The sequence below is a fragment of the Olsenella sp. An188 genome, assembly GCF_002160255.1.
Lineage (GTDB): Bacteria > Actinomycetota > Coriobacteriia > Coriobacteriales > Atopobiaceae > Thermophilibacter > Thermophilibacter avistercoris.
The window spans coordinates 34,489-58,246 of sequence record NZ_NFKF01000007.1 but is presented as its reverse complement, the minus strand read 5'-3'; the positions used below and the strand labels follow the sequence as shown (position 1 = coordinate 58,246).

Below are 23,758 nucleotides of genomic sequence, written 5' to 3'. Positions count from 1 at the left end.
GAGCGCGGCGGACGAGACCGGAACAAGCCCCTCTACATGATCAGCGTTGCCGCCGAGCTCACAGGCATGCACCCGCAGACGCTGCGCGTCTACGAGCAGAAGGGCCTCGTGACGCCCGGGCGCTCGCGCGGCAACACGCGCCTGTACTCGCAGTCCGACATCGAGCGGCTCAACCTCATCTCAAAGCTCACGGACGAGGGCATCAACCTCGCCGGCGTGGTGCGCATCCTCGACATGCGCGAGCGGATGCTCGAGCGCGAGGACGAGCTCGAGGAGCTGCGCCGCCGCGTGCGCGAGCTCGAGGACGAGGTGCACGAGTTCCGCATGCAGGAGAAGATCACCGCGCTCGCCCGCTACGACTCCGAGGGCAGCCCCGAGCAGGTCATGCGCCGCCTGCTGCTCGGGGGCTCCGCGTCCGAGGAGGGCGCCGGCGAGTCCGAGTAGCGGGCGCGGGATGTGCCAAGCGGGCGGCGAGGAGAACGTTCTTCTCGCCGCCTGCCTCTGCCCGCTGCGGCCAAAACGGCCCGCGATTGGGTGGCACGTTTGATATGCGAGCGCGTCCGGGGCGGCATGGGGCGCCCAGCCGTCCCCGTTTCCTGGCAAAATGCTGCCGAGAGAGGCCGCGGGTATCAAACGTGCCGCCCAATCGCACGGGTTTTCTGGCGAGAAGGACCTCTTGCCGAGCGCGGGGAGGGGCAAACACCCAACCGCCTGCGTTTTGTGGCAGCGCCCGCCTTGCGGCAGTGCCGGCCTCGGGCGTCCGCGTTTTGCGGCAACCTCGGCGTCGTCGCGCCCGGCTTGCGGTGGGCTACTCGCGTTCCGCGAGACCCTGCTGGAAGGCACGGTCAAGTGAGTAGCGGTCGATGAGCGAGCTGGCCACCCCGAAGCGTGTGATGCTGTACGCCGCGGCGTAGTTTGCCTTTCGTGCCGCGGTAACCAGGTCGTCGTTTCCAAGCAGGCATGAGGCCAGGGCGCTGATGAAGGCGTCTCCGGCGCCAGTGGTGTCGACGGGGTTCATGGACGGGGCGGAAAGGTGGCGCTCCAGGCCCTCCGAGCACAGGTAGCAACCACGCTCCCCGAGCGTGACGATGACCGTGCCGGCGCCGCGCCCCCTGAGAGTCCGCGCCCTGCCCTCGACGTCCTCTCCCTCGGGACAGATGGTTGCGAGCTCCAGCTCGTTGGGGACGAGTATGTCCACCAGGGGCAGGAGCTCGGACGGAAGGCGGTCGCACGCGGATGGCTTGACGATGGTGAGCGCCCCGTGTCGCCTTGCCAGCTGACAGGCGGCAACGACGGCGTCCATGGGAACCTCGGACGGGACGAGGCAGCACTTCGCTCCCTCGAAGAAGGCCTCTCGTGAGACGATGTCGTCTGCGTGGAGGCTCGCGTTGGCTCCGGACAGAATGGTGATCATTGATTCGCCCGCTGGGCTCACGAAGATGAAGGCCCTTCCCGTCTCCTTCCCAGTGCTGCGGTAGACGCCCTCCGCGTTTACGTTCCAGCGCTCGAGGTCGCGGTAGACGAGGTCAGAGAAGGGGTCGGAGCCCACGTTGCCAACGAGCGTCACCGGGTTGCCCAGTCTCGAGACTCCGATGGCCTGGTTTGCGCCCTTGCCCCCCAAGTACTCCAGGGACGTGTGGGCGCTCACCGTGGCCCCGCTCACGGGCAGGCTTGCTACTTCGAGGCGCGTGTCTATGTTGATGCTCCCCACTACGATGACGCGCTTCGAGCCGCTCGACGGGGGAGCCCCAAGGGAGCTCTCGTTATCGAGCGCGAGCATCTGGGCAAAGCTCAGCGCCTCCTCGCGGTTCTCAATCTTTTGAACGAGGCTCCTGCAGGCGATGCGCCCGAACTCCGCGTTTCTGATTGTGTAGGTGGAGATGGCCTCGTCGGTGTCCTCGCTCCAGGAACTGCCCGCGTCGTTTCGCAGCGAGACGAGCGAGTAGTCCTCGGGGGTGTGGTAGTGAAGGGCGGCGAGGCGCGAGAAGAGCGAACGGGCCAGGTGGTAGTGCGAGCAGACAACGCCCGTGATGTCACGTCTTCCGATCTTGTCGAGTAGGGTTTCGCATGACTCGTGGTACACGAGGGACTCGTCGAAGGCCATCCCGCTCTCAAAGAGCGCCTTGCGAAACCCCCTGATGAAGTCCGTCGTTCGACGCCCCTCCCGAACGAGGCACGCAATTCGCTCGTGCCCGCGGCCCACAAGCTCGGTCGTGATGTCATAGGCCGCGGACTCGTAGGGGAGCAGAAACGACCGGTCGCCGCCGTAGGGCCCCATGGTGACGAGCTTGACACCCTGCGCAACGAGCTCGTCACGCAGGGTGAGGCTCTCCATGCTCACAGGCTCCCAGATGATGCCCGTCACCCCCGCGCTCCTGAGCGCGGCGAGGTTCTTACGCTCTTGGTCGGAGTCGTTGTCGCTGCTGAAGACGATGGTGGCGTAACCGTGCGCCTGCGCTGTGGCGAGAATGCCGTCAAGCGTCGAGTCGATTGAAATGGTCGAGCGGAAGAGGACTCCTATCAGCCACTCCTTGGGGGCGCGGGAGCGCGAGTAGGGGACGTAATGGTATTCGCGCACGATTCTTCTGACGCGCTCGCGCGTCTGGTCACTGATTCCCTCGTCTTTGTGGTTGATTACCTTTGAGACGGTAGAGGGCGAGACTCCCGCGAGCTTCGCGATGTCGCTTATGTCCACGTCGTGCCCTCCCACGGTCAGTTTAAGCCGCTCACTCTACTACACGATAAACCATGGCTGCCAGCGCCCGAACGGGAAAACTCCGTTGAGGGGCTTGTTTGCGCCGCTTGCCGAGACAAGGGGAAAACTTCGTGCTATCTTCTAACATGCTTTTAGGAAAAAGCATTCGGAAAATGTTTTCCTTAATAAATAAAGAGAAATAGGTTTTGGAATAGGACCGGAGAAAGGAGCTTCAATGTCGGGAGAAAAGCGTGGGGGCGGAGGGCTTAAGTCCCAGTTCACGACAAAGTCGCTCGTCCTCATCCCCATTGCGGTGGGCATCAACTTGGTGGGCGGGACTCTCTGCTCGATGCTCAAGCTGCCGCTGTTCCTCGACACCATCGGCACGCTCATCGTGGCGACTCTGTCGGGCCCGTGGGTCGCTGCGCTCACCGGCCTCATCACCAACGTGTTTCTCGCCATCGTCGCCAACCCCGTGAACCTTCCCTATGCCGTCGTGAGCGTTCTCGTTGGCCTGACTGCCGGCTACCTCGCCAAGGCAGGTCTCTTCAACAAGATCTGGGGTGTCGTCGTGATCTGGCTTGCCGTCACCCTGGTCAACTCCGTCTCCGCCTCGCTGATCACCACTTTTGTCTTCGGAGGTGCGACGGGTATCAATGGGACCTCCGTCCTCACGGCCGCGCTCATCGTGGCGATGCAGGACGTACTCGTCTCAGTGCTCTCGTCGTCGTTCATCGAGAGCCTCATCGACAAGGGCATCTCGGTTCTTATCGCCTACCTGATCTGGCGCAAGATTCCGCGGCGCTTCATCAGCCAGTATGCCTCCGACGGCGCCGATGACGATGACGACGACGTGGACGACGTCGATGACGAGGCGTAGGACGCGCTGTCGCGACTCCGGGGAGGTGTGCTGTGGGTAACGAAATTGACGAAAGGGAGGCTCCGCGGCTCGATCGCTGGTTGCGCTCGCTGAACCCGGGTGCAAAGCTGCTCGTGGCGCTGCTGCTGGGCGTGGCCGCCCTCGTGTTTCCCGGACCCGCCCTCGCCGGCGTGCTCGTGCTCGTGCTGTTTGCGGTTGCGGCCGGGGCGGGCGCGCTTGGGAGCTTCGCCAAGGTCATGTTTGGCTTTGGCGTCCCCGCCTCGGTGATCCTCGTGTTCATCCAGGGATTCTATGGCTCGTCCAACGCGACCTTCATCGCGGACTTCGGGTTCGCGCGCCTTGGGCTCGAGGGGGTGCTTGCCGCCCTCAAGACCGTGGGTACGGTGCTCGTGTTCCTGGGAGGGTTCTTCCTGATGAACCGCACGGCCACCCCGAGCGAGCTCGTTGCCGACCTCACCGAGCGCGGTCTCTCCCCGGAAGCGGGCTACCTCGTTCTCGCGAGCCTCAACGTGGTTCCTCAGATGCGTCGCCGCATGGCGACCATCCAGGAGGCGCAGACCGCGCGTGGGCTTGAGCTCAGCGGTGGCGTGGTCTCGCGACTTCGCGCGGCCCTGCCCCTGCTCGGGCCGGTGGTCATGTCCTCGCTCACTGATGCCCAGGAGCGCTCGATGACGCTCGAGACCCACGGCTTCCACCTCAAGGGGGCGCGCCATACGACCTATCGTGCCGTCCGGCGCTCCCGTGCGGACGCGCCTCTCGTCATGGCCGCCGTGACCCTTGTCGTCCTGTCTGTAGTGGCCTGTGTCGTCACCGCGCTCGGCCTTGTGTCGCTCTAGGGAGGGAAGGTCATGGCACAGACCGCAATCAGCGTGAGCGACTTCTCCTTCCGATATCGCGAGGCGAAGGGCTACGCGGTGCGCCACCTCAGCTTCGAGGTCGAGGAGGGCGGCTTCCTTTGCGTGGTCGGCTCGAACGCCTCGGGCAAGTCGACCCTGTGCAACGCCCTTGTCGGACTGATTCCGCACCACTTCCGCGGAAAGTCGCGCGGGAGCGTGCGCGTCTTCGGAGAGAGCGTGGCGGAGCGCTCGGTCGCCGAGACCTCGAGCGAGGTTGGCTTCGTGTTCCAGAATCCGTTCAACCAGCTCTCGTATACCACGGACACCGTGGCCGAGGAGCTTGCCTATGGACTCTGCAACCGTGGCGTTCCCCGCGATGAGATGGAGCGCCGCGTGATCGAAGTGGCGCGCGCCATTCACCTCGAGGGGCTGCTCGACAGAAATCCCCTCGAGCTCTCCGGCGGGCAGGTGCAGCGCGTCGCGCTCGGATCGACCCTCATTCTCAACCCCCGGATTCTTGTTCTCGACGAGTGCACCACCCAGCTCGACCCGCTCGGCAGCGAGGAGATCTTCGACATCGTAAAGCGGCTCAACTCTGACGGCATGACCATCGTCATGGTTGACCACGACATGGAGCGTGTCGCGCGCTGCGCGGACACGGTTCTCGCCCTCGAGCGGGGCAACCAGGTTGCGCTCGGAACGCCACGGGAGGTCTTCGGTGACGAGCACATCACCGATCACGGCGTCGACGTGCCGGACTACGTGCGCATCACTCGAGCGCTCGACAGGGCGGGGCTTGCGCCGGGAGAGGTGGAGCTGACCGAGGAGCCCACCGTCGATCGCGTGAGGGAGGCGCTTGGACGATGAGGATAGAGACGATTGACCTAGTTCACGAGTATCAGCCTGGCCAGCGCGCCCTCGATGGGGTGAGCCTCGCGATTGAGGGCAACGAGCCGCTCGCCATTGTTGGGCAGAACGGCGCTGGCAAGACTACGCTCGTCAAGCACTTCAACGGCATCCTGCGCCCCGCCTCAGGACGTGTTGTCGTGAACGGCATTGACATCGGGGAGCGTACGACCGCCCAGTGGTCTGCGAGCGTGGGGTACGTGTTCCAGAATCCCGACAACCAGCTCTTCCTCGAGAGCGTTCGCAACGAGCTCGAGTTTGGGCCCCGTCAGCTCGGAATGAGCGATCGAGAGATTTCCGAGCGCATGGGTTGGGTCGCAGAGCTGATGGGTCTCGAGAAGAAGCTTGACGTCAACCCCGCCGACCTCTCGTCGGTTGAGAAGAAGTTCTGCGCCATGGGAACCGTCGTCATGATGAACCCCGGGGCGGTGATTCTCGACGAGCCCACCTGCGGCCAGGACATGGAGGGCGAGCGTCGGCTCTCGCATGCGATCAAGGTCCTGCGCGACCAGGGGGTGCTGTGCATCACGATTTCGCACGACACCAAGTTCGTGACTAGGAACTTTCCCAGGACCATGGTGCTCTGCCAGGGCAAGGTCATCGACCAGGGTCCCACCGAGGAGGTCTTCACGCACGTGGACGTCCTCAAGCAGTCCTACGTTATCCCGCCTCCCGTGGCGCGCGTGTCCCGGGCGGCAGGCATGAGGCGAGTTGCGTTTGACGTCGACGGGCTCGTTAGCTCTATCAACGAACAGAGAAGGGGATGAACAGCATGATCGTTCAGATTTACGGAATTCGCACCGTCGAGGACGCCCGCATGGTCGTGGGAATGGGCGCCGAGCACATCGGCGTGTCCTACGGCCACGTCAAGCACACCCCGGGCCAGCTTACCTGCGAGCAGGCCAAGGAGATCTTCGAGGGCGTTCAGCCCGAGGCGGTCCGCATCGGGCTTACCTGCGCCACTGACATCGACGAGATCTCCGAGGACCTCCGCGCTGCCCTGCCGGACGTACTGCACCTCTCCGGCGACATCGACGGCATCAGTCCCGAGCAGGTGGCCGAGCTCAAGGGCCGCTTCCCGGGCCTCAAGATCATGCAGGCGCTTCCCGTGCTCGCTGGCGTCCCGATCGAGGAGCAGAAGGTCCTTGACTACGTCCGCTCCTACGAGGGGGTCTCTGACTTCTTCCTAATCGACACCAAGGCGGTCGACGCCGAGGACATCGGCGCCACGGGCCTCACGCACGACCGCTCCATCGACCGCGTCATTGTCGAGTCCACCGACGTTCCCTGCATCATCGCCGGCGGTCTTGACGAGAAGAACGTAGCCGACGCCATCCACGAGACGCACCCCTACGGCGTGGACTCCTTCACCTGCACCAACTACGCCGACGAGCGCGCCAACACGCTGCGCTGCAAGGACCCCGAGAAGGTCGAGGCCTTCGTGAAGGCGGCCAAGAATGCGTGAGGTCATCGTCGTTGGCGACGCCAACGTTGACATCGTCGTCCAGTACCCGCGCTTCCTTGACGAGCAGCGCACGCGCGTCGTCTGGCCCAACCCCGAGGTTCTGGGGGGCGGCACCTCGTCCAACACGGCGGCAGCGCTTGCGCGCCTGGGCGTAGGCTGTGCCTTTGTTGGCACCGTCGGCGACGACGCCAACGGTCGCTTTGCGCGCGACGAGCTTGCCAGCCTTGGCGTGGACGTCTCCGGGCTCGTGGTCGACCCCGAGCTCAACACCGTGGGAGTCTTCGCGTTTGTTGACGAGAGGGGCGAGCGCTACCTATGGGGCTGGCCGCGCGAAAAGAGGTCGTTCACCGTCCTTGACGAGAAGCGCGTGGACTTTGACCGCGTGCGCTCCGCCTCATGGGTGCATTCCTCGGGCATGTCCCTGGTTTATGACACCTCGGCCCGTTCCACCATCACTCGCATCTTCCACGAGGCACACGAGGCGGGCGTGCCCACGTCGTTTGACCTTAACCTGCGCGTCGACGAGGGCGTCCTAGATCCCGATTTTGCCGAGGCGCTCGACGCCATCATGGGCGACGTTACCTACCTGCTGGGCTCCGGACCCGAGGAGTTCGCCTACCTCGGTAGCGGGACCTGGGAGGAGAACGCCCTCTCGCTTGCCACGGGCGGTCGCACGGTGGTCGCCCGCGACGGTGCCAACGGCTCGATTGGCATGCGCGACGGCGAGGTTGTCCGAGCCGGTGCCTATCGCGTTGAGGTCGAGGACACCATCGGCGCCGGCGACGTCTACAACGCGGGCTTCATCTTCGCGCTTCTCGATGGCGGGGACCTCCGGGATGCGCTGAGGCTCGGAAATGCGGTCTCCGGCTACTCGGTCGCTCGCAAGGGCGCGCGCAACACCCCCAGCTCCGACGAGCTTGTCTCGTTCATGAAAGACCACCAGATCTAGGAAAGGAACACGATGAGCACCAAGAAGAAGGTCATTCTCGACTGCGATCCCGGCCACGACGACGCGTTCGGCATCATGCTTGCTGTCCAGCACCTGGACGTGCTGGGCATCACCACAATCGGCGGCAACTGCACGCTCGAGAACGTCACGCGCAACGCGATCAAGACGCTCGAGGTTCTGGGCAAGGCAGATGAGATTGGCGTCTACGCCGGCCACAGCTGCCCCATGGCGGTGCCCCTGGTGACCGCCCCCAACTTCCACGGCGAGACGGGCCTGGACGGCCCGGTGCTTCCCGAGCCGACTCACACGGCTCGCGAGCAGCACGCCGTTGACTTCATCGTTGACACCGTGATGGCCAACGACGACGTGACTATCATCGCCACGGGTCCGCTTACCAACGTCGCGGCCGCCCTCAACCGCGAGCCGAGAATCGCCGAGCGCGTCTCCGAGATCTGCGTCATGGGAGGTTCGGTCACGTTTGGCAACTGGACCCCGGCGGCCGAGTTCAACATCTTCGTCGATCCCGAGGCTGCCTATCGCGTCTTCAACTGCGGGGCGCACGTCAAGATGACGGGCATCAACCTGACGCGACAGTGCTGCATTGGCATCGAGCACATGGAGGAGTTCCGCAAGATCGGGACCAAGGCGGCCAACTTTGCCGCCGACCTCACCGACTTCTTCATCCAGCAGGACATCAAGGAAGGCGAGCCCCCCATTGCCTGCATGCATGACGCGTGCGCCGTCGCCTGGATTATCGACCCGTCGCTCATCGTCGCCGCCCCGATGCACATCGACGTGGAGCTGAACGGGGCCCTCACCCGCGGCATGACCGTGTGTGACTACCGTCACCTGCGCGGCGTTGACCCCAAGGTGGACATCGAGCGCGACGCTCAGATGAGCTACCGCGGCGAGGAGCCTAACGCCGAGGGCGCCCTCGAGCTCGACTTCCCCGGCTTCATGGAGCTGCTGTACTCGACGCTCAAGAACTACGACTAGGGCCGCTAGTGAAGGGCGGGGAGATGACGGGACTTCAGGAGGGCGCGCGCTGGCGCGTGGTGCTGTGGGACTTTGACGGTACCCTTGCCAACACGAGCGGGGATGTATGGGGTTCGCTGCGCTATGCGGCGGGCCGCAGGGGAGGATCGTTCGTCGGGGGTTTTGACGAGCGTGACGAAAACCTCGCCCTTCCGATGGACGTGATATACGCGAGCCTGTGTCCCTCGCCCGACCCCGCGGCGCTCCCCTCCTTCGAGGAGGACGTGCGCGTGCACTATCGCTCGATAAGCGCGCATCCCGAGACCGACCTCTACCCCGGGATGCGGGAGCTCCTCGAGGAGCTCCGCACCCGGGGAGTGCGCAGCCGGATCGTCACGAACAAGCCCCAGGGAGCCCTTCTCCGGATACTTGACCTCAAGGGATGGAGGGGACTCTTTGACGGATGGGTCTGTGCCGATTCGGACGATGGGGTCGAGCTCAGCAAGGCGCAGATGGCTGCCCGTGCCATGAATGCCGAGTCGGCGTCGCCTGACGAGTGTGTCATGGTGGGCGACTCCTGGGGTGACGTCGTGGGCGCGCGTGCGACGGGCGTGCACAGCGTCGCCGTGACCTACGGGGACGGCGACGTGGACAGGCTCCTCTGCGAGGAGCCCGACCAGGTGGCCGAGAACGTCGAACAGCTACGAGAAATACTGTTGGGAAGTTCAAGAGATGCTTAATGACTTTGAGATACAGATAGCCACGAAGTTCATCTTCGGCCACGGCGCGGAGGAGCGCGTCGGGCAGGCGCTCCGAGGCCTTGGGGCCACGACGGTCCTCGTCCACTACGATGGGGGCGACTACCTCGAGAAGAGCGGTCTTCTCGACAGGGTCGTCGGAAGTCTTGAGGGGGCTGGGCTCAGGCACCTCGAGCTGGGAGGGGTTCAGCCAAACCCTCGTCTCGAGCTCGTGAGGGAGGGCATCTCCCTGTGCCGTCGCGAGGGCGTTGACGCGGTTGTCGCCATCGGAGGGGGCAGCGCGATCGACTCGTCCAAGGCGATCGGCCTTGGCGCCGCCACGCAGCGAGATGTCTGGGACTTCTTCACGGGCGTAGCCGAGCCCGAGCGTACGCTTCCCGTCGCTGCGGTTCTCACCTGCCCGGCGTCCGGGAGCGAGTCGAGCCAGGTGGCCGTAGTCAACAACGAGGCCGAGCACGCCAAGCTGCTCGTGAGCCATCCGGTCGTTCGTCCCGCGATTGCCGTCATGAACCCGGAGCTCTCCCTGACGCTGCCCGCACGTCCGACTGCGTGCGGCCTTGCCGACATGTTCTGCCACGTGTGCGAGCGCTACTTCACCGATGACGCGGACTTCGGCATCCTCGACGCCATGAGCGAGGGCGTTCTGCGCACCATCGTGAACGTGGGCCCGCGCCTCATGGAGAACCTTGACAGCTACGAGCTGCGCTCAGAGATCATGTGGGCGGCGACGGTGGCGCAGAACAACTCGATCGGAATGGGTCGCAACCAGGACTGGGCTACCCACGCCCTCTCCAACGAGCTCTCCGCCCAGTACGACATCGCCCATGGCGCCACCATCACGGCGGTCATGGGTTCGTGGATGCGCTACGTCTACCGCTCCAACCCGCGACGCTTTGCCCGCTTTGCCCGGGAGGTCTTTGGCCTGCGCAACGAGGAGATGAGCGTCGAGGGCCTTGCCCTCTCGGGAATCGAGGCGACCGAGGACTTCTTCAGGAGTCTTGGGATGCCAGTCTCCCTCGCCGAGCTCGGTGTGGACGGGGAGCGCGTCGACGCCATGCTCGACGCCATCGAGTACTTTGGCGAGGATCACGCCATCGGCTCGGTCAGGCGCCTGACCCGCGAGGACTGTCGCGCCATCTTCGAGATGGCCATCGAGGCCGAACGATAGGAGCGAACTCATGAGAATCGTTAACATCGGCTCGCTCAACGTGGACTTCGTCTACGACGTGGATCACTTCGTCCAAAAAGGCGAGACTATCTCATCCAAGGGGCGGAGCGCCTTTGCGGGAGGCAAGGGCCTGAACCAGTCGATTGCGCTCGGGCGAGCCGGCGTCGAGGTCTTCCACGCGGGTCTCGTCGGGCGCGAGGGGGCATTTCTCCGCGACCTGCTGAGGGATTCCGGCGTCAACGTTGAGTGGGTGCGCGAGGTCGAAGACTGCCCCTCAGGCCACGCCATCATCCAGCGCGACGCAGAGGGTGACAACTGCATCATCCTGTACGGGGGCGCCAACCGGATGGTCGACGAGGCCTTTGTCGACGAGGTCCTCTCGTCCTTCTCGCCCGATGACTGGGTGCTCCTCCAGAACGAGACCGGAAGCCTTTCCTACGCCATCCACGCCGCCAAGGACCGCGGAATGCGCGTCGTGCTCAACCCGTCCCCTGTGGACGACGTGCTGCTCGGGTGCCCACTCGAGCTCGTTGACTGCTTCATCCTCAACGAGGGGGAGGCGGCGCGCATCGTGGGGCTCGATGTTGCGCGGAGCACGCCCGAGAGGCTGCTTGCGGCCATGGGGGAGCGCTTTCCGCGCGCTGATACGGTGCTCACGATCGGGTCCGAGGGCTCGATGTGCCGCTGCTCCGGCGAGGTCTTCCTGCAGTCCGCCCTTAGGGTCAACGCCGTTGATACCACGGCGGCGGGGGACACCTTCACTGGTTACTACCTGGCAGAGCGCGCCAAGGGGCACGATGCCCCCGGGGCCCTGCGAGTGGCCTCGGCCGCCTCGGCGATCGCGGTCTCCCGTGAGGGTGCCGCTCCGTCCATCCCTGTCAGGTCGGAGGTCGAGGAGCTGCTCGGGAGCACCGAGCGGGCTGACTCTGGCTCGCTGCTAAGGGCCATGGCCTAGCGCCCCGACCGCGCGGGTGCTGTCCCGCGCAACACGTTGCGTGCACCGGACCCGCCGGGGAGGCGGCGGGTCCCATGCATATTCTGTCTGTCTCGAACAAGATCGGAAGGAGTTTTCAATGGCAGAAGAGTTGGAGAAGCAGAACGGCATCCCCGTTCCCGAAGAGGGATCGGAGGAGTGGCTGAAGCTCAACAAGATGGCGCGCGTCTCCGTGCCGCTGGTGCTTGTCATCTTCACGCTGGGCGTCTTCATGCAGCAGGCGTTCAACATGATCTACGTCAACATCGGCGACCAGCTCGGCCAGCCTGGCCTTGCGCCGCTCATCACGTCGATCCCCGGCATCGTGCTGGGCATTGTCTGCGTCATCTACGGCTCACTCGGTGACTTCCTCTCTCTCAAGAAGATGATCGTCGTCGGAACCGTCGTGTTCATCATCGGTTCCGCGCTGGGCCTTCTCGGCAACCTCAGCATCTGGATCGTCATCGCCGCGCGCGTGATTCAGTCTGCGGGCTGGCAGGTCTCTGGCTCCATCTTCCTCGTGCTCGTGTCCAAGTACATCGAGAAGAAGAACCGTGTCGTGTGGTACGGCCTGTTCGTTGCCGTGTTCCGCATCGCCGCCGCCCTTGGCGTGTTTCTCGCTGGCTATGTGACGCTCATCGACTGGCGCATCATCTTCGGAGTCGGCCTCATCGCCATTCCCATGCTGCCGTTCCTGTCCAAGAACCTCCCGGACAACCACGCCGTGGGCGCCACCATCGACGGGGTCGGCTTTACGCTCATCGGCCTGTTTGCGTGCTCCATCACCATGTACTTCACTGACATGAGCACGTTCTGGCTCGTGGCCATCTTCGTGACCCTCATTGCCTTCATCGTCTACATCAACAAGGCCAAGAACCCCTTCATCACCCCGAAGATGCTCACCAACCCCGCCTTCGCGATGACCATGATCGTCATCTTCGTTGGCTACTTCTTCAGCTACACCATCAGCTCCGGCGCCAACAACATCGGTATGAACGTCTACGGCCTCGACTCCTCGCAGGTCTCCAACCTGCTCGTCTGGTCGAGCATCGTTGCCGCGATTGTCGGCATCGGCGCTGGCCCCATCATCAAGCGTATGGGTCGCAAGGCGTCGGTCATTCTCGCCCTTACCTGCATGGGTGGCGGCCTCATCCTTACCGCTGCGACCGTCCAGGCGGGTGCCATCTGGTCCATCTGCATCGCCCCGTGCGTCTACTACTTCGGCACCTCGTTCTTCTATCAGCCGATCGTTGATACCGCAACGCTGACGGTCTCCGCCGAGGAGTCTGGTCGCGCGCTCGGCTTCAACGACCTCATCCAGGCGCTTACCGGCTCCATCGGCGTTGCTCTGTTCGGTCAGATGATGGCCAACGGCTTCATGCCCGAGAGCAGCATCTTCGGCACCGCTGCCGGCGCCGCCTCCACCTACGCCAACGTCTTCTTCATCGGCGGCCTGGTTATCCTTGGCGGCCTAGTGATCTTCATCCTCTCCATGAAGATGATCTACAGCCGTTCTCGCGCTGCCGAGGACGAGGCGTAAACCTCCCGCGAGTCGCCATGCCTCGTGGGGGCTCTCCCCTGGCCCGTCGTCCAGCCTTGCGCTGGGCGGCGGGCTCTGTTTTCCGACGACGCGGTTCCTCCCGCTCGCGGCCCGCTCGCTCTTCTCGCCCGCCGCGGGCCCGCTCGCCGCCCGCCTCTGCCCGCCGCGGCCAAAACGGCCAGCGATTGGGTGACATGTTTGATATGCGAGCGCGCAACCCATCAAGGATGCCACCCAATATCAGCAAAAGCGCGGAAATCTGGCGAGAAGAACGCCCACTCGCGGCCTCCCATATCAAACGTGCCACCCAATCGCACGGGGTTTCTGGCGAGAAGGACCTCGCGCCGAGCGCGGGGAGGGTCAAACACCCAACCGCCCGCGTTTTGTGGCAGCGCCGGCCTCGGGAAGCTCCCGTTTTGCCGGTGCGCCGGCCTCGGGAAGCTCCCGTTTTGCCGGTGCGCCGGCCTCGGGTGGGCCCGGCTTGCGGCGCCTCCGGCCTCGGGCCGCGCCACCGCCGCGCCGCGCGTCCTTCTCGCCAGGCCTTCGGTTGTCACGCAGAGAAAATCTATCATGTGGAGACTTAGATTTGTGTTTCAGCGCGCCCTCAACCGGGAACAATATCCGTTGACAAACAGCGGACCCAGAAGGGGGCAACCATGAGACTCGACAAGTGGGCCGTCACGGCGCAGGAGGCGCTGCAGGCGGCCGTCGGCATCGCGACCGACGCCAGCGCGGGCCAGCTCATGCCCGTGCACGTTCTAAAGGCGCTCCTCAGCTCCGGCGAGCACAACCTGCGCGCCATCATCGAGCGCGTCGGCGCAGACCCCGCCTCCATCGAGGCGCAGGTCGACGACGCCATCGCGCGCCAGCCGCGCGTCTCCGGGGACACCGCGCAGATGGGCATGGCCGACGCCACCGTCCGCGTGGGCAACGCCGCGGAGAAGCTCGCGACCAAGATGGGGGACTCCTACGTCACCTCGGAGCACCTGCTCTGCGCACTCGCCGACGACAAGACCGACGCGGGCTCCATCCTCAAGGCCGCCGGCGTCACCGGCAAGCGCGTGGAGGAGGCCTACACCTCCCTGCGCGGCGACGAGCGCGTGACCAGCCAGGACTCCAAGCCGGAGTTCGAGGCGCTCGAGAAGTACGGCCGCAACGTCACCGACCTCGCGCGCCAGGGCAAGCTCGACCCGGTCATCGGCCGCGTCGAGGAGATCCGCCGCACCATCCAGGTGCTCAGCCGCCGCACCAAGAACAACCCCGTGCTCATCGGCGAGCCGGGCGTGGGCAAGACCGCCATCGTCGAGGGCCTCGCCCAGCGCATCGTCTCGGGCGACGTGCCGTCCACCCTGCGCGACAAGGACATCGTCGAGCTCGACATGTCCGCCCTCGTGGCGGGCGCCAAGTACCGCGGCGAGTTCGAGGACCGCCTGAAGTCGGTGCTCAAGGAGGTCGGCAAGTCGGACGGTCGCATCATCCTGTTCATCGACGAGCTGCACACCATCGTGGGAGCGGGCGCCACCGAGGGCTCCATGGACGCCGGCAACATCTTGAAGCCGGCCCTGGCCCGCGGCGAGCTCCACGCCATCGGCGCAACCACGCTTGACGAGTACCGCAAGTACATCGAGAAGGACGCGGCGCTCGCCCGTCGCTTCCAGACCGTGCTCGTGTCCGAGCCCACCGTGGAGGACACGATCTCCATCCTGCGCGGCCTCAAGGAGCGCTACGAGCAGCACCACCGCGTGCGCATCACGGACTCCGCGCTCGTCAGCGCCGCCGACCTCTCCAACCGCTACATCTCCGACCGCTTCCTGCCGGACAAGGCCATCGACCTCGTCGACGAGGCGGCGAGCCGCCTGCGCATGGAGCTCGACTCCATGCCGGCCGACATCGACGCGGTGGACCGTCAGCTCACGCAGATGCAGATCGAGGAGCAGGCCCTCATGAAGGAGGAGGACGCCGCCAGCAAGGAGCGCCTCGAGGCCCTGCGCGGCGAGATCGCCACCACGCGCGAGAAGCTCGACGGAATGAAGGCCAGCTGGGAGAACGAGAAGGGTGCCATCGACCGCGTCCAGGACCTCAAGTCCCGCATCGAGGACGCGAAGGTCGAGATGGAGCGCGTGACCCGCGAGGGCGACCTCGCGCGCGCCTCCGAGCTGCGTTACTCCACGATTCCGGGGCTGCAGCGCGAGTACGAGGAGGCCGAGGCAGCGCTCACCGCCAAGCAGGAGGCTGGCGGCCTGCTCAAGGAGGAGGTCACCACCGAGGAGATCGCCGAGGTGGTCTCCGCCTGGACGGGCGTGCCCGTGTCCAAGATGATGCAGGGCGAGATGGACAAGCTCAAGAGCCTCGAGGCCGAGCTGCACAAGCGCGTGGTCGGCCAGGACGAGGCCGTCTCGGCCGTGGCCGCCGCCGTGCGCCGCAGCCGCGCGGGCCTCTCCGACCCGGACCGCCCGATCGGCAGCTTCTTCTTCCTCGGGCCCACCGGCGTGGGCAAGACCGAGCTCGCCAAGGCGCTCGCGGAGTGCCTCTTCGACGACGAGCGCGCGCTCGTGCGCATCGACATGTCCGAGTACATGGAGAAGTTCAGCGTCCAGCGCCTCATCGGCGCGCCTCCTGGATACGTGGGCTACGACGAGGGCGGCCAGCTCACCGAGGCCGTCCGGCGCCACCCCTACTCCGTCATCCTGCTCGACGAGATGGAGAAGGCGCACCCCGACGTCTTCAACATCCTGCTGCAGGTGCTCGACGACGGCCGCCTCACCGACGGCCAGGGCCGCGTGGTGAGCTTCAAGAACACGATCATCATCATGACGTCCAACGTGGGCTCCCAGTTCATCGCCGGGGTCAACGCCTCGAGCGACCCCGAGGAGGTCCAGCGCCAGGTCAACGACGCCCTGCGTCAGACCTTCAAGCCGGAGTTCCTCAACCGCATCGACGACGTGGTGGTCTTCCACGCCCTCGGCCTGTCCGACATCGAGAAGATCGTGGACATCCAGCTGCGCGACGTGCGCGAGCGGCTCGACCGCGACCGCATCCAGCTCGAGCTCACGCCCTCGGCCAAGCAGTCGCTCGCGCTCGACGGGCTCGACCCGGTCTACGGCGCCCGCCCGCTCAAGCGCCTCATCCAGCGCCAGGTCGTGGACGCCGTGGCGAACCTCATCATCGACGGGCGCCTCGGCGAGGGCGACGTGGTGCGCGTGGACGTCGGAGACGACGAGCGCCTCTTCGCCGCGCGCGACGACGCCGCGTCGGAGCGCCGCCGCGCCGGGGCCCACGGCACCCCGTCGGAGGACGAGCCGATCGAGCCCGACGCGATGGAGTAGCGCCGCCGCCCGGCGCGCCGGGACCTCCGGCGTGCCGGGCGCGTCATGACCGCGCGCCGACGAGGTTCTTCTCGCCGGCGCGCCGCGCTACAATACGGTGCGTTTGAGCCGAGAGGAGGAGCATCGTGAGCGCACCGCAGGCCGTGATATTTGACATGGACGGGACCCTCGTCGACACCGAGCGCGTGAGCCAGACCGCGTGGCGCCGCGCGGCGGCCGACCTGGGCCTCGACGTCCCCGAGCGCATCTGGCACGCCTTCGTGGGCTGCAGCATGCCCAACGCGCGCGCCATGATCGACGCCGAATTCGGCGACCCCGCGCTCACCGAGCGCCTCTTTGCCCGCCACTTCGAGATCTTCCGCGCCCTGCGCGACGAGGGCCTCGAGCCGTGCGACGGTGCGCTCGAGGCCATCCGCGCCGTCGTCGACGCGGGGGTGACGGCCGCGCTGGCGACCACCACGGTGCGCGAGCACGCGCTTCCGCTCATGGAGCGCTTTGGCATGGCGCCCTACTTTGCCACCATGACCTTCGGCGACGAGATCGAGCACGCCAAGCCCGCGCCCGACATCTACCTCGAGGCCGCCCGCCGCCTGGGCGTGGACCCCGCGTCGTGCGTTGCCGTCGAGGACTCGGTGAATGGGGTCCGCGCGGCGCACGCGGCGGGGATGCGCACCTACATGGTGCCGGAGTGGGCGGAGGCGACGCCCGAGGTCACCGCTCTGTGCGAGGGGGTGCTCGGAAGCCTGCACGAGCTTGCGGGCGCCGTCCTGGGCGAGGCGCGCCGACCCTCCGCCTCCGTCGCGAGCGCGGCCCCCGCGGCCCCGCGCGACGAGTTCATCCGCGCGGAGAACGAGGACGACGACGGGTACGACCCGTACTCGGACCGCCGTCCGGACCCGGAGCCGCTCTTCGAGCGCGACCCCTGGGCCTAGGCTCGCCTGCCGCGGCGAGGTTCTTCTCGCCGGGCGGGCCTAGCGGGCCGTGGAGCCCCAGTTGGTCTGCATGTACTCCCAGACGAAGAAGACGACGACGGCCAGGACCGCCAGCACCACGATGAGGGCGATGGCGGTCTTGATGCGCGTCTTGCGCTCGCGCGAGGCGAAGATGTCGCGGCGGCCCTTGGGAATCTCGAGGTACTGACCGTAGTGGAGGTCCCGGCGGAGCTGGGCGCCCTCGGAGCGCGACCTGCGGTAGGCGCGGCCGGAGAAGGCGCTCCCGCGCGTGGTGAAGTCGGAGTCGTGCGCCACGTACTCGGGCTCGCCCTCCTCGAGGGCGAAGTCGTCGATGGGCTCGACGCTGCGGTGCGCCGGGCGCTGGCGGATGTAGGGAGCGGGGGAGCCCTGCGCGGCCGTCCCCTCATCGGGCGCGGCGGGTGCCTCGCGGTCGAGCTCGTGGTCAGTGCTCATGCATGCCTCCGATGGCGGTCGTGCCCGGCAGTGCATCTCATGATAGGGCAGCTCACGGGCGTTAGGGAGCCCCCCGCCAAAGACTATACAAAACGTAAGGAGAACGTCACCTCGCTTCAACAAACTTAAGTCATAGGCACTTATATATGATGAGTATGTGACGCTAAGAAAATCTTGCGACACGGGCATAAAAGCGGCGTGCGAGGGAATAACTAACCATGAGCGACAGGGTGCCCGGGGAGGCGCCCACCACAGAAAGAGGAGTGATAACCATGGCAAGCATGATTCCGTATGACCGTTACTCGAGGGCTCTTCGCAACTGGCCGTTCGACGAGATCGACCGCTTCTTCGACGCGCCGTTCGCCGCGCTCTCCACGGGCAACGCCGGCTTCAAGATGAACGTCGAGGACGCCGGCGACCGCTACGTCGTCACCGCCGAGCTCCCGGGCGTCACGCGCGAGCAGATCGACGTCGAGCTCAACGAGGGGCGCCTGTCCGTCTCCGTTGACAAGAAGGAGTCCGACGAGGAGAAGGGCAAGAACTACCTCTACAAGGAGTCCGGCGAGTGGAGCGCCACGCGCGGCGTCTTCCTCAAGGACGCGGCGGTCTCCGGCCTCACGGCCCGGCTCGAGGGCGGCATCCTCACGGTGAACGTCCCCAAGCAGCAGGAGAAGGCCAACGTCACCAAGGTCTCCATCGACTAGCGTACGGCTACGTCACCTTCCAGCGGGGCTGGTCCTTCGGGGCCGGCCCCTTTTTGCGGGCCAGTGCGGGGCTTCCGCACGCAAACTCTGAGTTATGTACGAGCAAACGGTTCTTCTCGCCCGGCGAGAAGAACCCCGCGCCCCGCTACCAGACGCTGAGCGGCCAGTCCTGCGCGGCGCAGCAGATCGTGAGGCGCCCGTCGGGCGTGCGCGCCTCGGGACGGCCGTCCTCGCCGCTCGCGGGCTCGGCGCCGACGGCGGCCGCGAGCTCCCGGACGGCCACGCTCGGCCGGTTGTTCTCCTGCGAGAGGTGCATGGCTACCACCGTCTCGGTGTCCGGCCCCACGAGCTCCCGCAGCGCCGCTGCCGCCTGCGCGTTTGAGAGGTGGCCCCGCGCGCCGGCAACGCGGGCCTTGAGGTGGGCGGGATAGGGGCCACCCGCCAGCATCCGCTCGTCGTGGTTTGACTCGAGCGCGAGGATGCGCGCTCCCGCGAGCGCGTCAAGCGCCTCGGGGCCGAGCTCGCCGGTGTCCGTGCAGTAGCCGAGGGCGTCGTCTGCCGTCTCAAAGCGCAGGCCCATCGGCTCGGCCACGTCGTGAGAGGTGGGGAAGGTCCGCACGCGCATCCCCGCGAGCTCGAACTCGTCGGAGCTCCCCACCAGCGTGAACGGGAGCTCGGCCAGGTAGGGCCGCGCGCCGGCGGTCCCCGCCGTGGCAAAGAGCGGGCCGTCGAAGCGGTTGCAGAAGACCGTGAGCCCACCCACGTGGTCGGAGTGCTCGTGCGTGAGAATCACGCCGGAGACGCGCCCCATGTCCAGCCCGAGCTCATCTGCCCGGGCGAGCAGGGCGCGCCGCGAGATGCCGCAGTCCACGAGCACGAGCCCCTCGGGCCCCTCCACCACGGCGGCGTTGCCCTTCGAGCCGCTGGCAAGCACGTGCAGGTGAATCTCGGGGGTCATGGGGCTCCTCTCGATGGCGTACACTTGTTCATGGGCGCCGAAGCTCTCGAGCCCAAGCATCTAGGATAACCCGTCGAGGGGGTCAGCCCATGCCCAGCGTTTCTCGCCGATACGCCACGCCGCGCAGCCGCTTCGACCGTCCGAGCGGCCAGGCGGACGAGGGGCTGCTCGCCCCCGTCGTGCTCATGGTGTCGGGCGGGGCGGACTCCACGGCGCTTCTCGTCCTGGCGGCGACCTCCGCCCTCGACATCGACGACGGCCGCGGCACGGCGCGCATCGCCCGCGAGCGGCTGCACGTGCTCCACGTCAACCACCAGCTCCGCGGCATCGACGCCGAGGAGGACGAGGAGTTCGTGCGCGACCTCTCCTCCCGCTACGGCATCCCCTGCACGATCCGGCGCGTCGACGTCTCGGCGCTTGCCGCGGGCACGGACGGCAACGTCGAGAACGCCGGCCGCACCGTGCGCTACGCCGAGGCCGCGCGCCTCGCAAACGAGCTCTCGCGCGAGCTCGGGACGCCGCGCTCGGCCGCGCGCATCGTCACGGCCCACACCGCCGACGACCGCGCGGAGACCTTCTTCATGAACGCCATCCGCGGCGCCGGCGCCTCCGGGCTCTCCTCCATCCCGCGCCGCCGCAACCGCATCGTCCGCCCGCTGCTCGACCGCACCCACGAGGAGCTCTGCGAGGTCCTGCGGATGCGCGGCATCGTCTGGCGCGAGGACGACACCAACGCGGACACCCGCTACCTGCGCGCCTACGTCCGCCACGAGCTCATGCCCGTGATCGAGCGTCGCAACCCGCGCGTCACGGCGAGCCTCGCCTCGACCTGCGACATCCTCTCGGACGAGGATGCCTACCTCACCTCCGTAGCCTCCCGTGCCCTGCGCGACCTCACGCGCGGCGAGAAGGACGGTCTCGTCGTGCTCGACGCGGGCCGCCTGGCGGCGCTCGAGGTCGCCATCGCGCGGCGCGTGGTGCGCCAGGCGCTGCTGTCCGTCTGCCCCGACGCCCGGCTCGAGGCGCGCCACGTGGCCGCCACCCTCTCGATCGTGGCGGCGGGGGAGGGGTCGGTCACCGTCTCGCTCGGCGTCGACGTGCGCGTCCAGCACGGGCTTCTCGTCATGAGGGCGCGCCGGGCCGCCCCGGCGCCGTCGGCCGCCTGGCTCGAGGTCCCGGGGCGCCTCGCGCTCTCGGGGTCGCGCGAGCTCGTGGCGCGGCTGCTGCCGGTCGAGCCCGGGTCCGACCCGGTCGGTCGCGCACGCGCGCACGCGCGCGAGTGGGACGGCGAGTCGGTCCTTCTCGACGCGCAGGCCGCGGGCGTGGACCCGGCCCGCGGGGGGCGCCTGTGGGTCGACGCCCCGCACCCCGGGGAGGTGCTCTGCCCGCTCGGCATGCACGGCCAGTCCAAGAAGCTCTCGGACTTGCTCGGGGAGGCCCGCGTCCCGCTGGCCGAGCGCGCCGCCACGCCCGTCGTGCACGTCTCGCCCACCGGCTCGGTCGTGTGGGTCGCGCCCCTGCGCGCGGACGAGCGGGTCCGCTGCACCTCGGCCACGAGGTGGCTGCTAGAATTGACGCTCGTACAGAGGTGAGTGGGGCGGGCGCCGCCCGCCACGGACGAGGAGGAGAAGCGATGGAGCAGCTGCACCCGGACGTCAAGGAGGTCCTGCTTTCCGAGGAGGACATCCGTGGAATCGTGAAGCGCATGGGCGAGCAGATCTCTGCCGACTACGCCGGCAGGAACCCCCTGATCGTGGCGGTGCTGCGTGGGGCGGTGGTCTTCACCGCCGACCTCATGCGCGCCATCTCCTGCCCGCTCTCCGTGGACTTCATGGCCGTCTCGAGCTACGGCGAGGGGGCCAAGAGCTCGGGCGTGGTGCGCATCGTCAAGGACCTCGACACCAAGATCGAGGGCCGCGACGTGCTCATCGTCGAGGACATCCTCGACTCGGGCCTCACGCTCTCCTACCTCATCAGGATGCTCCAGAACAGGAACCCCGCCTCCGTCGAGGTGGCGGCGTTCCTGGTGAAGGACGTCCCCGGCAACCGTCCCGCCATCGACCCGCGCTACGTTGGCACGCACGTGCCCGACGAGTTCATCGTGGGCTACGGCCTCGACTTCGCCGAGCGCTACCGCAACCTGCCCTACATCGGCGTCCTCAAGCCGGAGGTCTACGAGAAGTAGGCCCCGGGCACGCCGTTCTTCTCGCCCGACAAGACGCTAGGAGCCCGAGTGTCAGAGAACAACACCCCAGACAGAGAGCCGTCCGGACCGCACGGGCCGGGATTTCCCGGGGGCCAGCGCCCTCGCGCCAGCGCCATCTCCACGCTCATCCTCGTGGTCGTGGCGGCGTACGTCGCCTACACGCTGGGCTCGAGCTTCTTCGGGCCCCGTCAGGGGACCGACGCGCTCGCAACCAACGAGTTCGTCTCCGCGGTCGAGGGCGGCCGCGTCTCCGAGGTCACCTACCGGACCTCGGACGGGTCGGTCTCGGGCACGTACTGGGCGGAGGGCGCCGAGAAGGGCAACGAGGACCAGCTCACCAACTACACGAGCGTCTACGTGGGGTCCGACTCGCTCGCCGAGCTCATGGCCGCGCATCCTGACGTCACCTACAACATCGACACCTCGGACTCCAGCCTGCTCGAGACCGTGCTCGTCTCCGTCGTGCCCACGCTGCTTCTGGTGGGCGTCTTCGTGTACTACATGAGCCGCATGTCCGGGCAGCAGGACAAGACGATGCAGTTCTCCAAGACCCGCGCTCTCACCACGGAGGCCGAGCGGCCCAAGGTCACCTTTGACGACGTGGCGGGAATCGACGAGGCCGTCGAGGAGCTCCAGGAGGTGCGCGACTTCCTCTCCGACCCGGAGCGCTACCACAAGATGGGCGCGCGCATCCCGCACGGCGTGCTGCTCGTGGGCCCGCCGGGCACGGGCAAGACGCTGCTCGCCAAGGCGGTCGCCGGCGAGGCGGGCGTGCCGTTCTTCTCGATAAGCGGCTCGGACTTCGTGGAGATGTTCGTGGGCGTGGGCGCCTCGCGCGTGCGCGACCTCTTCAAGCAGGCCAAGGAGGCGGCCCCCTGCATCGTGTTCATCGACGAGATCGACGCGGTGGGCCGCCAGCGCGGCGCGGGCCTCGGCGGCGGCCACGACGAGCGCGAGCAGACCCTGAACCAGCTGCTCGTCGAGATGGACGGCTTCGAGGACAGCTCGTCGGTCATCCTCGTCGCGGCAACCAACCGCCCCGACATCCTCGACCCCGCCCTACTGCGGCCGGGGCGCTTCGACCGACGCGTCACCGTCGACCGGCCCGACGTGGGCGGCCGCGAGAAGATCCTCGCCGTGCACGCCGAGGGCAAGCCCCTCGCGGACGACGTCGACTTCGGGCGCCTCGCCAAGGTGACGCCGGGCTTCACGGGGGCCGACCTCGCCAACCTCATGAACGAGGCCGCGCTTCTCGCCGCCCGCCGCCACCTCTCGCTGATCGGGACCGCCGAGGTCGAGGAGGCCATGGAGCGCGTCGTTGCCGGCCCCGAGCGCAAGAGCCGCGTGATCACGGAGGGGGAGCGCCGCGTCATCGCCTACCACGAGTCCGGCCACGCCCTCGTGGGCCACGTGCTCGAGAACTCCGACCCGATCCACAAGATCAGTATCGTGAGTCGCGGCCAGGCGCTCGGCTACACGCTGCAGGTTCCGGAGGAGGACCACTTCCTGGAGACGCGCGACGGCATGCTCGACCAGATCGCGGTGCTGCTCGCCGGCCGCACCGCCGAGGAGCTCTTCTGCGACGACGTCACGACCGGCGCCAGCAACGACCTCGAGCGCGCCACCAAGCTCGCGCGCACGATGGTCACGCGCTACGGCATGAGCGAGGAGCTCGGCGCGCAGGTCTTCGGCGAGGCGCAGCACGAGGTCTTTCTCGGCCGGGACTACGCCAACCACCAGGACTACTCCGCCGAGACGGCAAAGCGCATCGACGACGAGGTGGAGCGCATCATGCGCGCCGGGCACGAGCGGGCCCGCGAGGTGCTCGGCGCCCGCCGCGACCAGATGGATACGATGGCGCGCGTCCTGCTTGAGCGCGAGACCGTCGAGGGCGACGCGGTGGACGCGCTTCTCGACGGGCGCTGGGACGAGTACGTCGCGAGCGAGCAAGACGATTAGGGCAGGGCAGGCCGTCTCATCCGGGCCGGGCGCCTGCACCTCTCGCCCCGTGCG

At 67.0% G+C, this 23,758-nt stretch carries 21 protein-coding genes; 18 read left to right on the top strand and 3 right to left on the bottom strand.

Going from position 1 to position 23,758, the window contains the following annotated elements; all coding sequences use genetic code 11:
• Positions 1 to 36 precede the first annotated feature (36 nt).
• Entirely contained in the window at positions 37 to 444 is a 408-nt protein-coding gene (locus B5F23_RS08100) for a heat shock protein transcriptional repressor HspR (RefSeq protein WP_241145840.1), read from the top strand.
• A 364-nt stretch (positions 445 to 808) separates the two neighbouring features.
• Here B5F23_RS08100 and B5F23_RS08095 read toward each other — a convergent pair whose 3' ends face one another.
• Entirely contained in the window at positions 809 to 2,695 is a 1,887-nt protein-coding gene (locus tag B5F23_RS08095; RefSeq protein ID WP_087353533.1) for a PfkB family carbohydrate kinase, read from the bottom strand.
• A 235-nt stretch (positions 2,696 to 2,930) separates the two neighbouring features.
• On the opposite strand from B5F23_RS08095, the gene B5F23_RS08090 reads away from it, so the two are divergent.
• The 13 genes from B5F23_RS08090 (at position 2,931) to B5F23_RS08030 (ending at position 17,403) form a co-directional block, all read left to right on the top strand.
• Positions 2,931 to 3,575 carry an ECF transporter S component gene (locus tag B5F23_RS08090; RefSeq protein ID WP_087353531.1) on the top strand — a complete coding sequence of 215 codons (645 nt, stop codon included), beginning with the start codon at positions 2,931 to 2,933 and terminating at the stop codon, positions 3,573 to 3,575.
• A gap of 32 nt (positions 3,576 to 3,607) precedes the next feature.
• Positions 3,608 to 4,411 carry an energy-coupling factor transporter transmembrane component T gene (locus tag B5F23_RS08085; protein WP_206392339.1) on the top strand — a complete coding sequence of 268 codons (804 nt, stop codon included), beginning with the start codon at positions 3,608 to 3,610 and terminating at the stop codon, positions 4,409 to 4,411.
• A 12-nt stretch (positions 4,412 to 4,423) separates the two neighbouring features.
• Positions 4,424 to 5,278 (top strand): energy-coupling factor ABC transporter ATP-binding protein, encoded by an 855-nt coding sequence (locus B5F23_RS08080; RefSeq protein ID WP_087353529.1) that lies wholly within the window; start codon positions 4,424 to 4,426, stop codon positions 5,276 to 5,278.
• Positions 5,275 to 6,084: an energy-coupling factor ABC transporter ATP-binding protein gene (locus B5F23_RS08075; protein ID WP_087353527.1), complete on the top strand. Its 810-nt coding sequence runs from the start codon at positions 5,275 to 5,277 to the stop codon at positions 6,082 to 6,084. Before B5F23_RS08080 ends, B5F23_RS08075 begins: the two co-directional genes overlap by 4 nt.
• 5 nt (positions 6,085 to 6,089) lie before the next feature.
• Positions 6,090 to 6,782: a phosphoribosylanthranilate isomerase gene (locus B5F23_RS08070; protein ID WP_206392338.1), complete on the top strand. Its 693-nt coding sequence runs from the start codon at positions 6,090 to 6,092 to the stop codon at positions 6,780 to 6,782.
• Positions 6,775 to 7,731, top strand: coding sequence for a carbohydrate kinase family protein (locus B5F23_RS08065; RefSeq protein ID WP_087353523.1), 957 nt, complete (start codon positions 6,775 to 6,777; stop codon positions 7,729 to 7,731). The genes B5F23_RS08070 and B5F23_RS08065 overlap by 8 nt, the downstream gene beginning before the upstream one ends.
• A gap of 12 nt (positions 7,732 to 7,743) precedes the next feature.
• Positions 7,744 to 8,727 (top strand): nucleoside hydrolase, encoded by a 984-nt coding sequence (locus B5F23_RS08060; RefSeq protein ID WP_087353521.1) that lies wholly within the window; start codon positions 7,744 to 7,746, stop codon positions 8,725 to 8,727.
• A gap of 23 nt (positions 8,728 to 8,750) precedes the next feature.
• On the top strand, positions 8,751 to 9,446 hold the full coding sequence (locus B5F23_RS08055; RefSeq protein ID WP_087353519.1) for an HAD family hydrolase: 696 nt from the start codon (positions 8,751 to 8,753) through the stop codon (positions 9,444 to 9,446).
• On the top strand, positions 9,439 to 10,632 hold the full coding sequence (locus B5F23_RS08050; protein ID WP_087353517.1) for an iron-containing alcohol dehydrogenase: 1,194 nt from the start codon (positions 9,439 to 9,441) through the stop codon (positions 10,630 to 10,632). Before B5F23_RS08055 ends, B5F23_RS08050 begins: the two co-directional genes overlap by 8 nt.
• Positions 10,633 to 10,642: 10 nt before the next feature.
• Positions 10,643 to 11,587, top strand: a complete 945-nt coding sequence (locus tag B5F23_RS08045) for a ribokinase (protein ID WP_087353515.1) — start codon at positions 10,643 to 10,645, stop codon at positions 11,585 to 11,587.
• A gap of 118 nt (positions 11,588 to 11,705) precedes the next feature.
• Positions 11,706 to 13,145 carry an MFS transporter gene (locus tag B5F23_RS08040; protein ID WP_087353513.1) on the top strand — a complete coding sequence of 480 codons (1,440 nt, stop codon included), beginning with the start codon at positions 11,706 to 11,708 and terminating at the stop codon, positions 13,143 to 13,145.
• A 656-nt stretch (positions 13,146 to 13,801) separates the two neighbouring features.
• Entirely contained in the window at positions 13,802 to 16,471 is a 2,670-nt protein-coding gene (clpB, locus tag B5F23_RS08035; protein ID WP_087353511.1) for an ATP-dependent chaperone ClpB, read from the top strand.
• Positions 16,472 to 16,596: 125 nt separating this feature from the next.
• Positions 16,597 to 17,403: an HAD family hydrolase gene (locus B5F23_RS08030; protein ID WP_241145836.1), complete on the top strand. Its 807-nt coding sequence runs from the start codon at positions 16,597 to 16,599 to the stop codon at positions 17,401 to 17,403.
• A gap of 39 nt (positions 17,404 to 17,442) precedes the next feature.
• Here the strand turns inward: B5F23_RS08030 and B5F23_RS08025 are convergent, their stop codons facing one another.
• Complete coding sequence (locus tag B5F23_RS08025) at positions 17,443 to 17,877, bottom strand: hypothetical protein (RefSeq protein ID WP_087353510.1); 435 nt, start codon at positions 17,875 to 17,877, stop codon at positions 17,443 to 17,445.
• A 272-nt stretch (positions 17,878 to 18,149) separates the two neighbouring features.
• Here B5F23_RS08025 and B5F23_RS08020 point away from each other — a divergent pair, with 272 nt between their 5' ends.
• A complete protein-coding gene (locus B5F23_RS08020) occupies positions 18,150 to 18,581 on the top strand; it encodes an Hsp20/alpha crystallin family protein (RefSeq protein ID WP_087353508.1) in 432 nt (143 codons plus the stop codon).
• A 145-nt stretch (positions 18,582 to 18,726) separates the two neighbouring features.
• Here the strand turns inward: B5F23_RS08020 and B5F23_RS08015 are convergent, their stop codons facing one another.
• Positions 18,727 to 19,539 carry an MBL fold metallo-hydrolase gene (locus B5F23_RS08015; RefSeq protein WP_087353506.1) on the bottom strand — a complete coding sequence of 271 codons (813 nt, stop codon included), beginning with the start codon at positions 19,537 to 19,539 and terminating at the stop codon, positions 18,727 to 18,729.
• 89 nt (positions 19,540 to 19,628) lie between these two features.
• On the opposite strand from B5F23_RS08015, the gene tilS reads away from it, so the two are divergent.
• The 3 genes from tilS to ftsH are packed head-to-tail and all read left to right on the top strand — an operon-like array spanning position 19,629 to position 23,704.
• On the top strand, positions 19,629 to 21,131 hold the full coding sequence (gene tilS / locus B5F23_RS08010) for a tRNA lysidine(34) synthetase TilS (RefSeq protein WP_087353504.1): 1,503 nt from the start codon (positions 19,629 to 19,631) through the stop codon (positions 21,129 to 21,131).
• A gap of 41 nt (positions 21,132 to 21,172) precedes the next feature.
• The gene (gene hpt, locus B5F23_RS08005; RefSeq protein ID WP_087353502.1) at positions 21,173 to 21,724 is read left to right on the top strand and encodes a hypoxanthine phosphoribosyltransferase; all 552 of its coding nucleotides are present in this window, start codon (positions 21,173 to 21,175) and stop codon (positions 21,722 to 21,724) included.
• 48 nt (positions 21,725 to 21,772) lie between these two features.
• A complete protein-coding gene (gene ftsH / locus B5F23_RS08000; protein WP_087353500.1) occupies positions 21,773 to 23,704 on the top strand; it encodes an ATP-dependent zinc metalloprotease FtsH in 1,932 nt (643 codons plus the stop codon).
• Positions 23,705 to 23,758 lie beyond the last annotated feature (54 nt).

Coding starts and splice junctions, on each gene's coding strand:
- B5F23_RS08100 (WP_241145840.1), top strand. CDS start 37: ATGATCAGCGTTGCCGCCGAGCTCACAGGCATGCACCCGCAGACGCTG.
- B5F23_RS08090 (WP_087353531.1), top strand. CDS start 2,931: ATGTCGGGAGAAAAGCGTGGGGGCGGAGGGCTTAAGTCCCAGTTCACG.
- B5F23_RS08080 (WP_087353529.1), top strand. CDS start 4,424: ATGGCACAGACCGCAATCAGCGTGAGCGACTTCTCCTTCCGATATCGC.
- B5F23_RS08075 (WP_087353527.1), top strand. CDS start 5,275: ATGAGGATAGAGACGATTGACCTAGTTCACGAGTATCAGCCTGGCCAG.
- B5F23_RS08070 (WP_206392338.1), top strand. CDS start 6,090: ATGATCGTTCAGATTTACGGAATTCGCACCGTCGAGGACGCCCGCATG.
- B5F23_RS08065 (WP_087353523.1), top strand. CDS start 6,775: ATGCGTGAGGTCATCGTCGTTGGCGACGCCAACGTTGACATCGTCGTC.
- B5F23_RS08060 (WP_087353521.1), top strand. CDS start 7,744: ATGAGCACCAAGAAGAAGGTCATTCTCGACTGCGATCCCGGCCACGAC.
- B5F23_RS08055 (WP_087353519.1), top strand. CDS start 8,751: ATGACGGGACTTCAGGAGGGCGCGCGCTGGCGCGTGGTGCTGTGGGAC.
- B5F23_RS08050 (WP_087353517.1), top strand. CDS start 9,439: ATGCTTAATGACTTTGAGATACAGATAGCCACGAAGTTCATCTTCGGC.
- B5F23_RS08045 (WP_087353515.1), top strand. CDS start 10,643: ATGAGAATCGTTAACATCGGCTCGCTCAACGTGGACTTCGTCTACGAC.
- B5F23_RS08040 (WP_087353513.1), top strand. CDS start 11,706: ATGGCAGAAGAGTTGGAGAAGCAGAACGGCATCCCCGTTCCCGAAGAG.
- clpB (WP_087353511.1), top strand. CDS start 13,802: ATGAGACTCGACAAGTGGGCCGTCACGGCGCAGGAGGCGCTGCAGGCG.
- B5F23_RS08025 (WP_087353510.1), bottom strand. CDS start 17,877: ATGAGCACTGACCACGAGCTCGACCGCGAGGCACCCGCCGCGCCCGAT.
- B5F23_RS08020 (WP_087353508.1), top strand. CDS start 18,150: ATGGCAAGCATGATTCCGTATGACCGTTACTCGAGGGCTCTTCGCAAC.
- B5F23_RS08015 (WP_087353506.1), bottom strand. CDS start 19,539: ATGACCCCCGAGATTCACCTGCACGTGCTTGCCAGCGGCTCGAAGGGC.
- tilS (WP_087353504.1), top strand. CDS start 19,629: ATGCCCAGCGTTTCTCGCCGATACGCCACGCCGCGCAGCCGCTTCGAC.
- hpt (WP_087353502.1), top strand. CDS start 21,173: ATGGAGCAGCTGCACCCGGACGTCAAGGAGGTCCTGCTTTCCGAGGAG.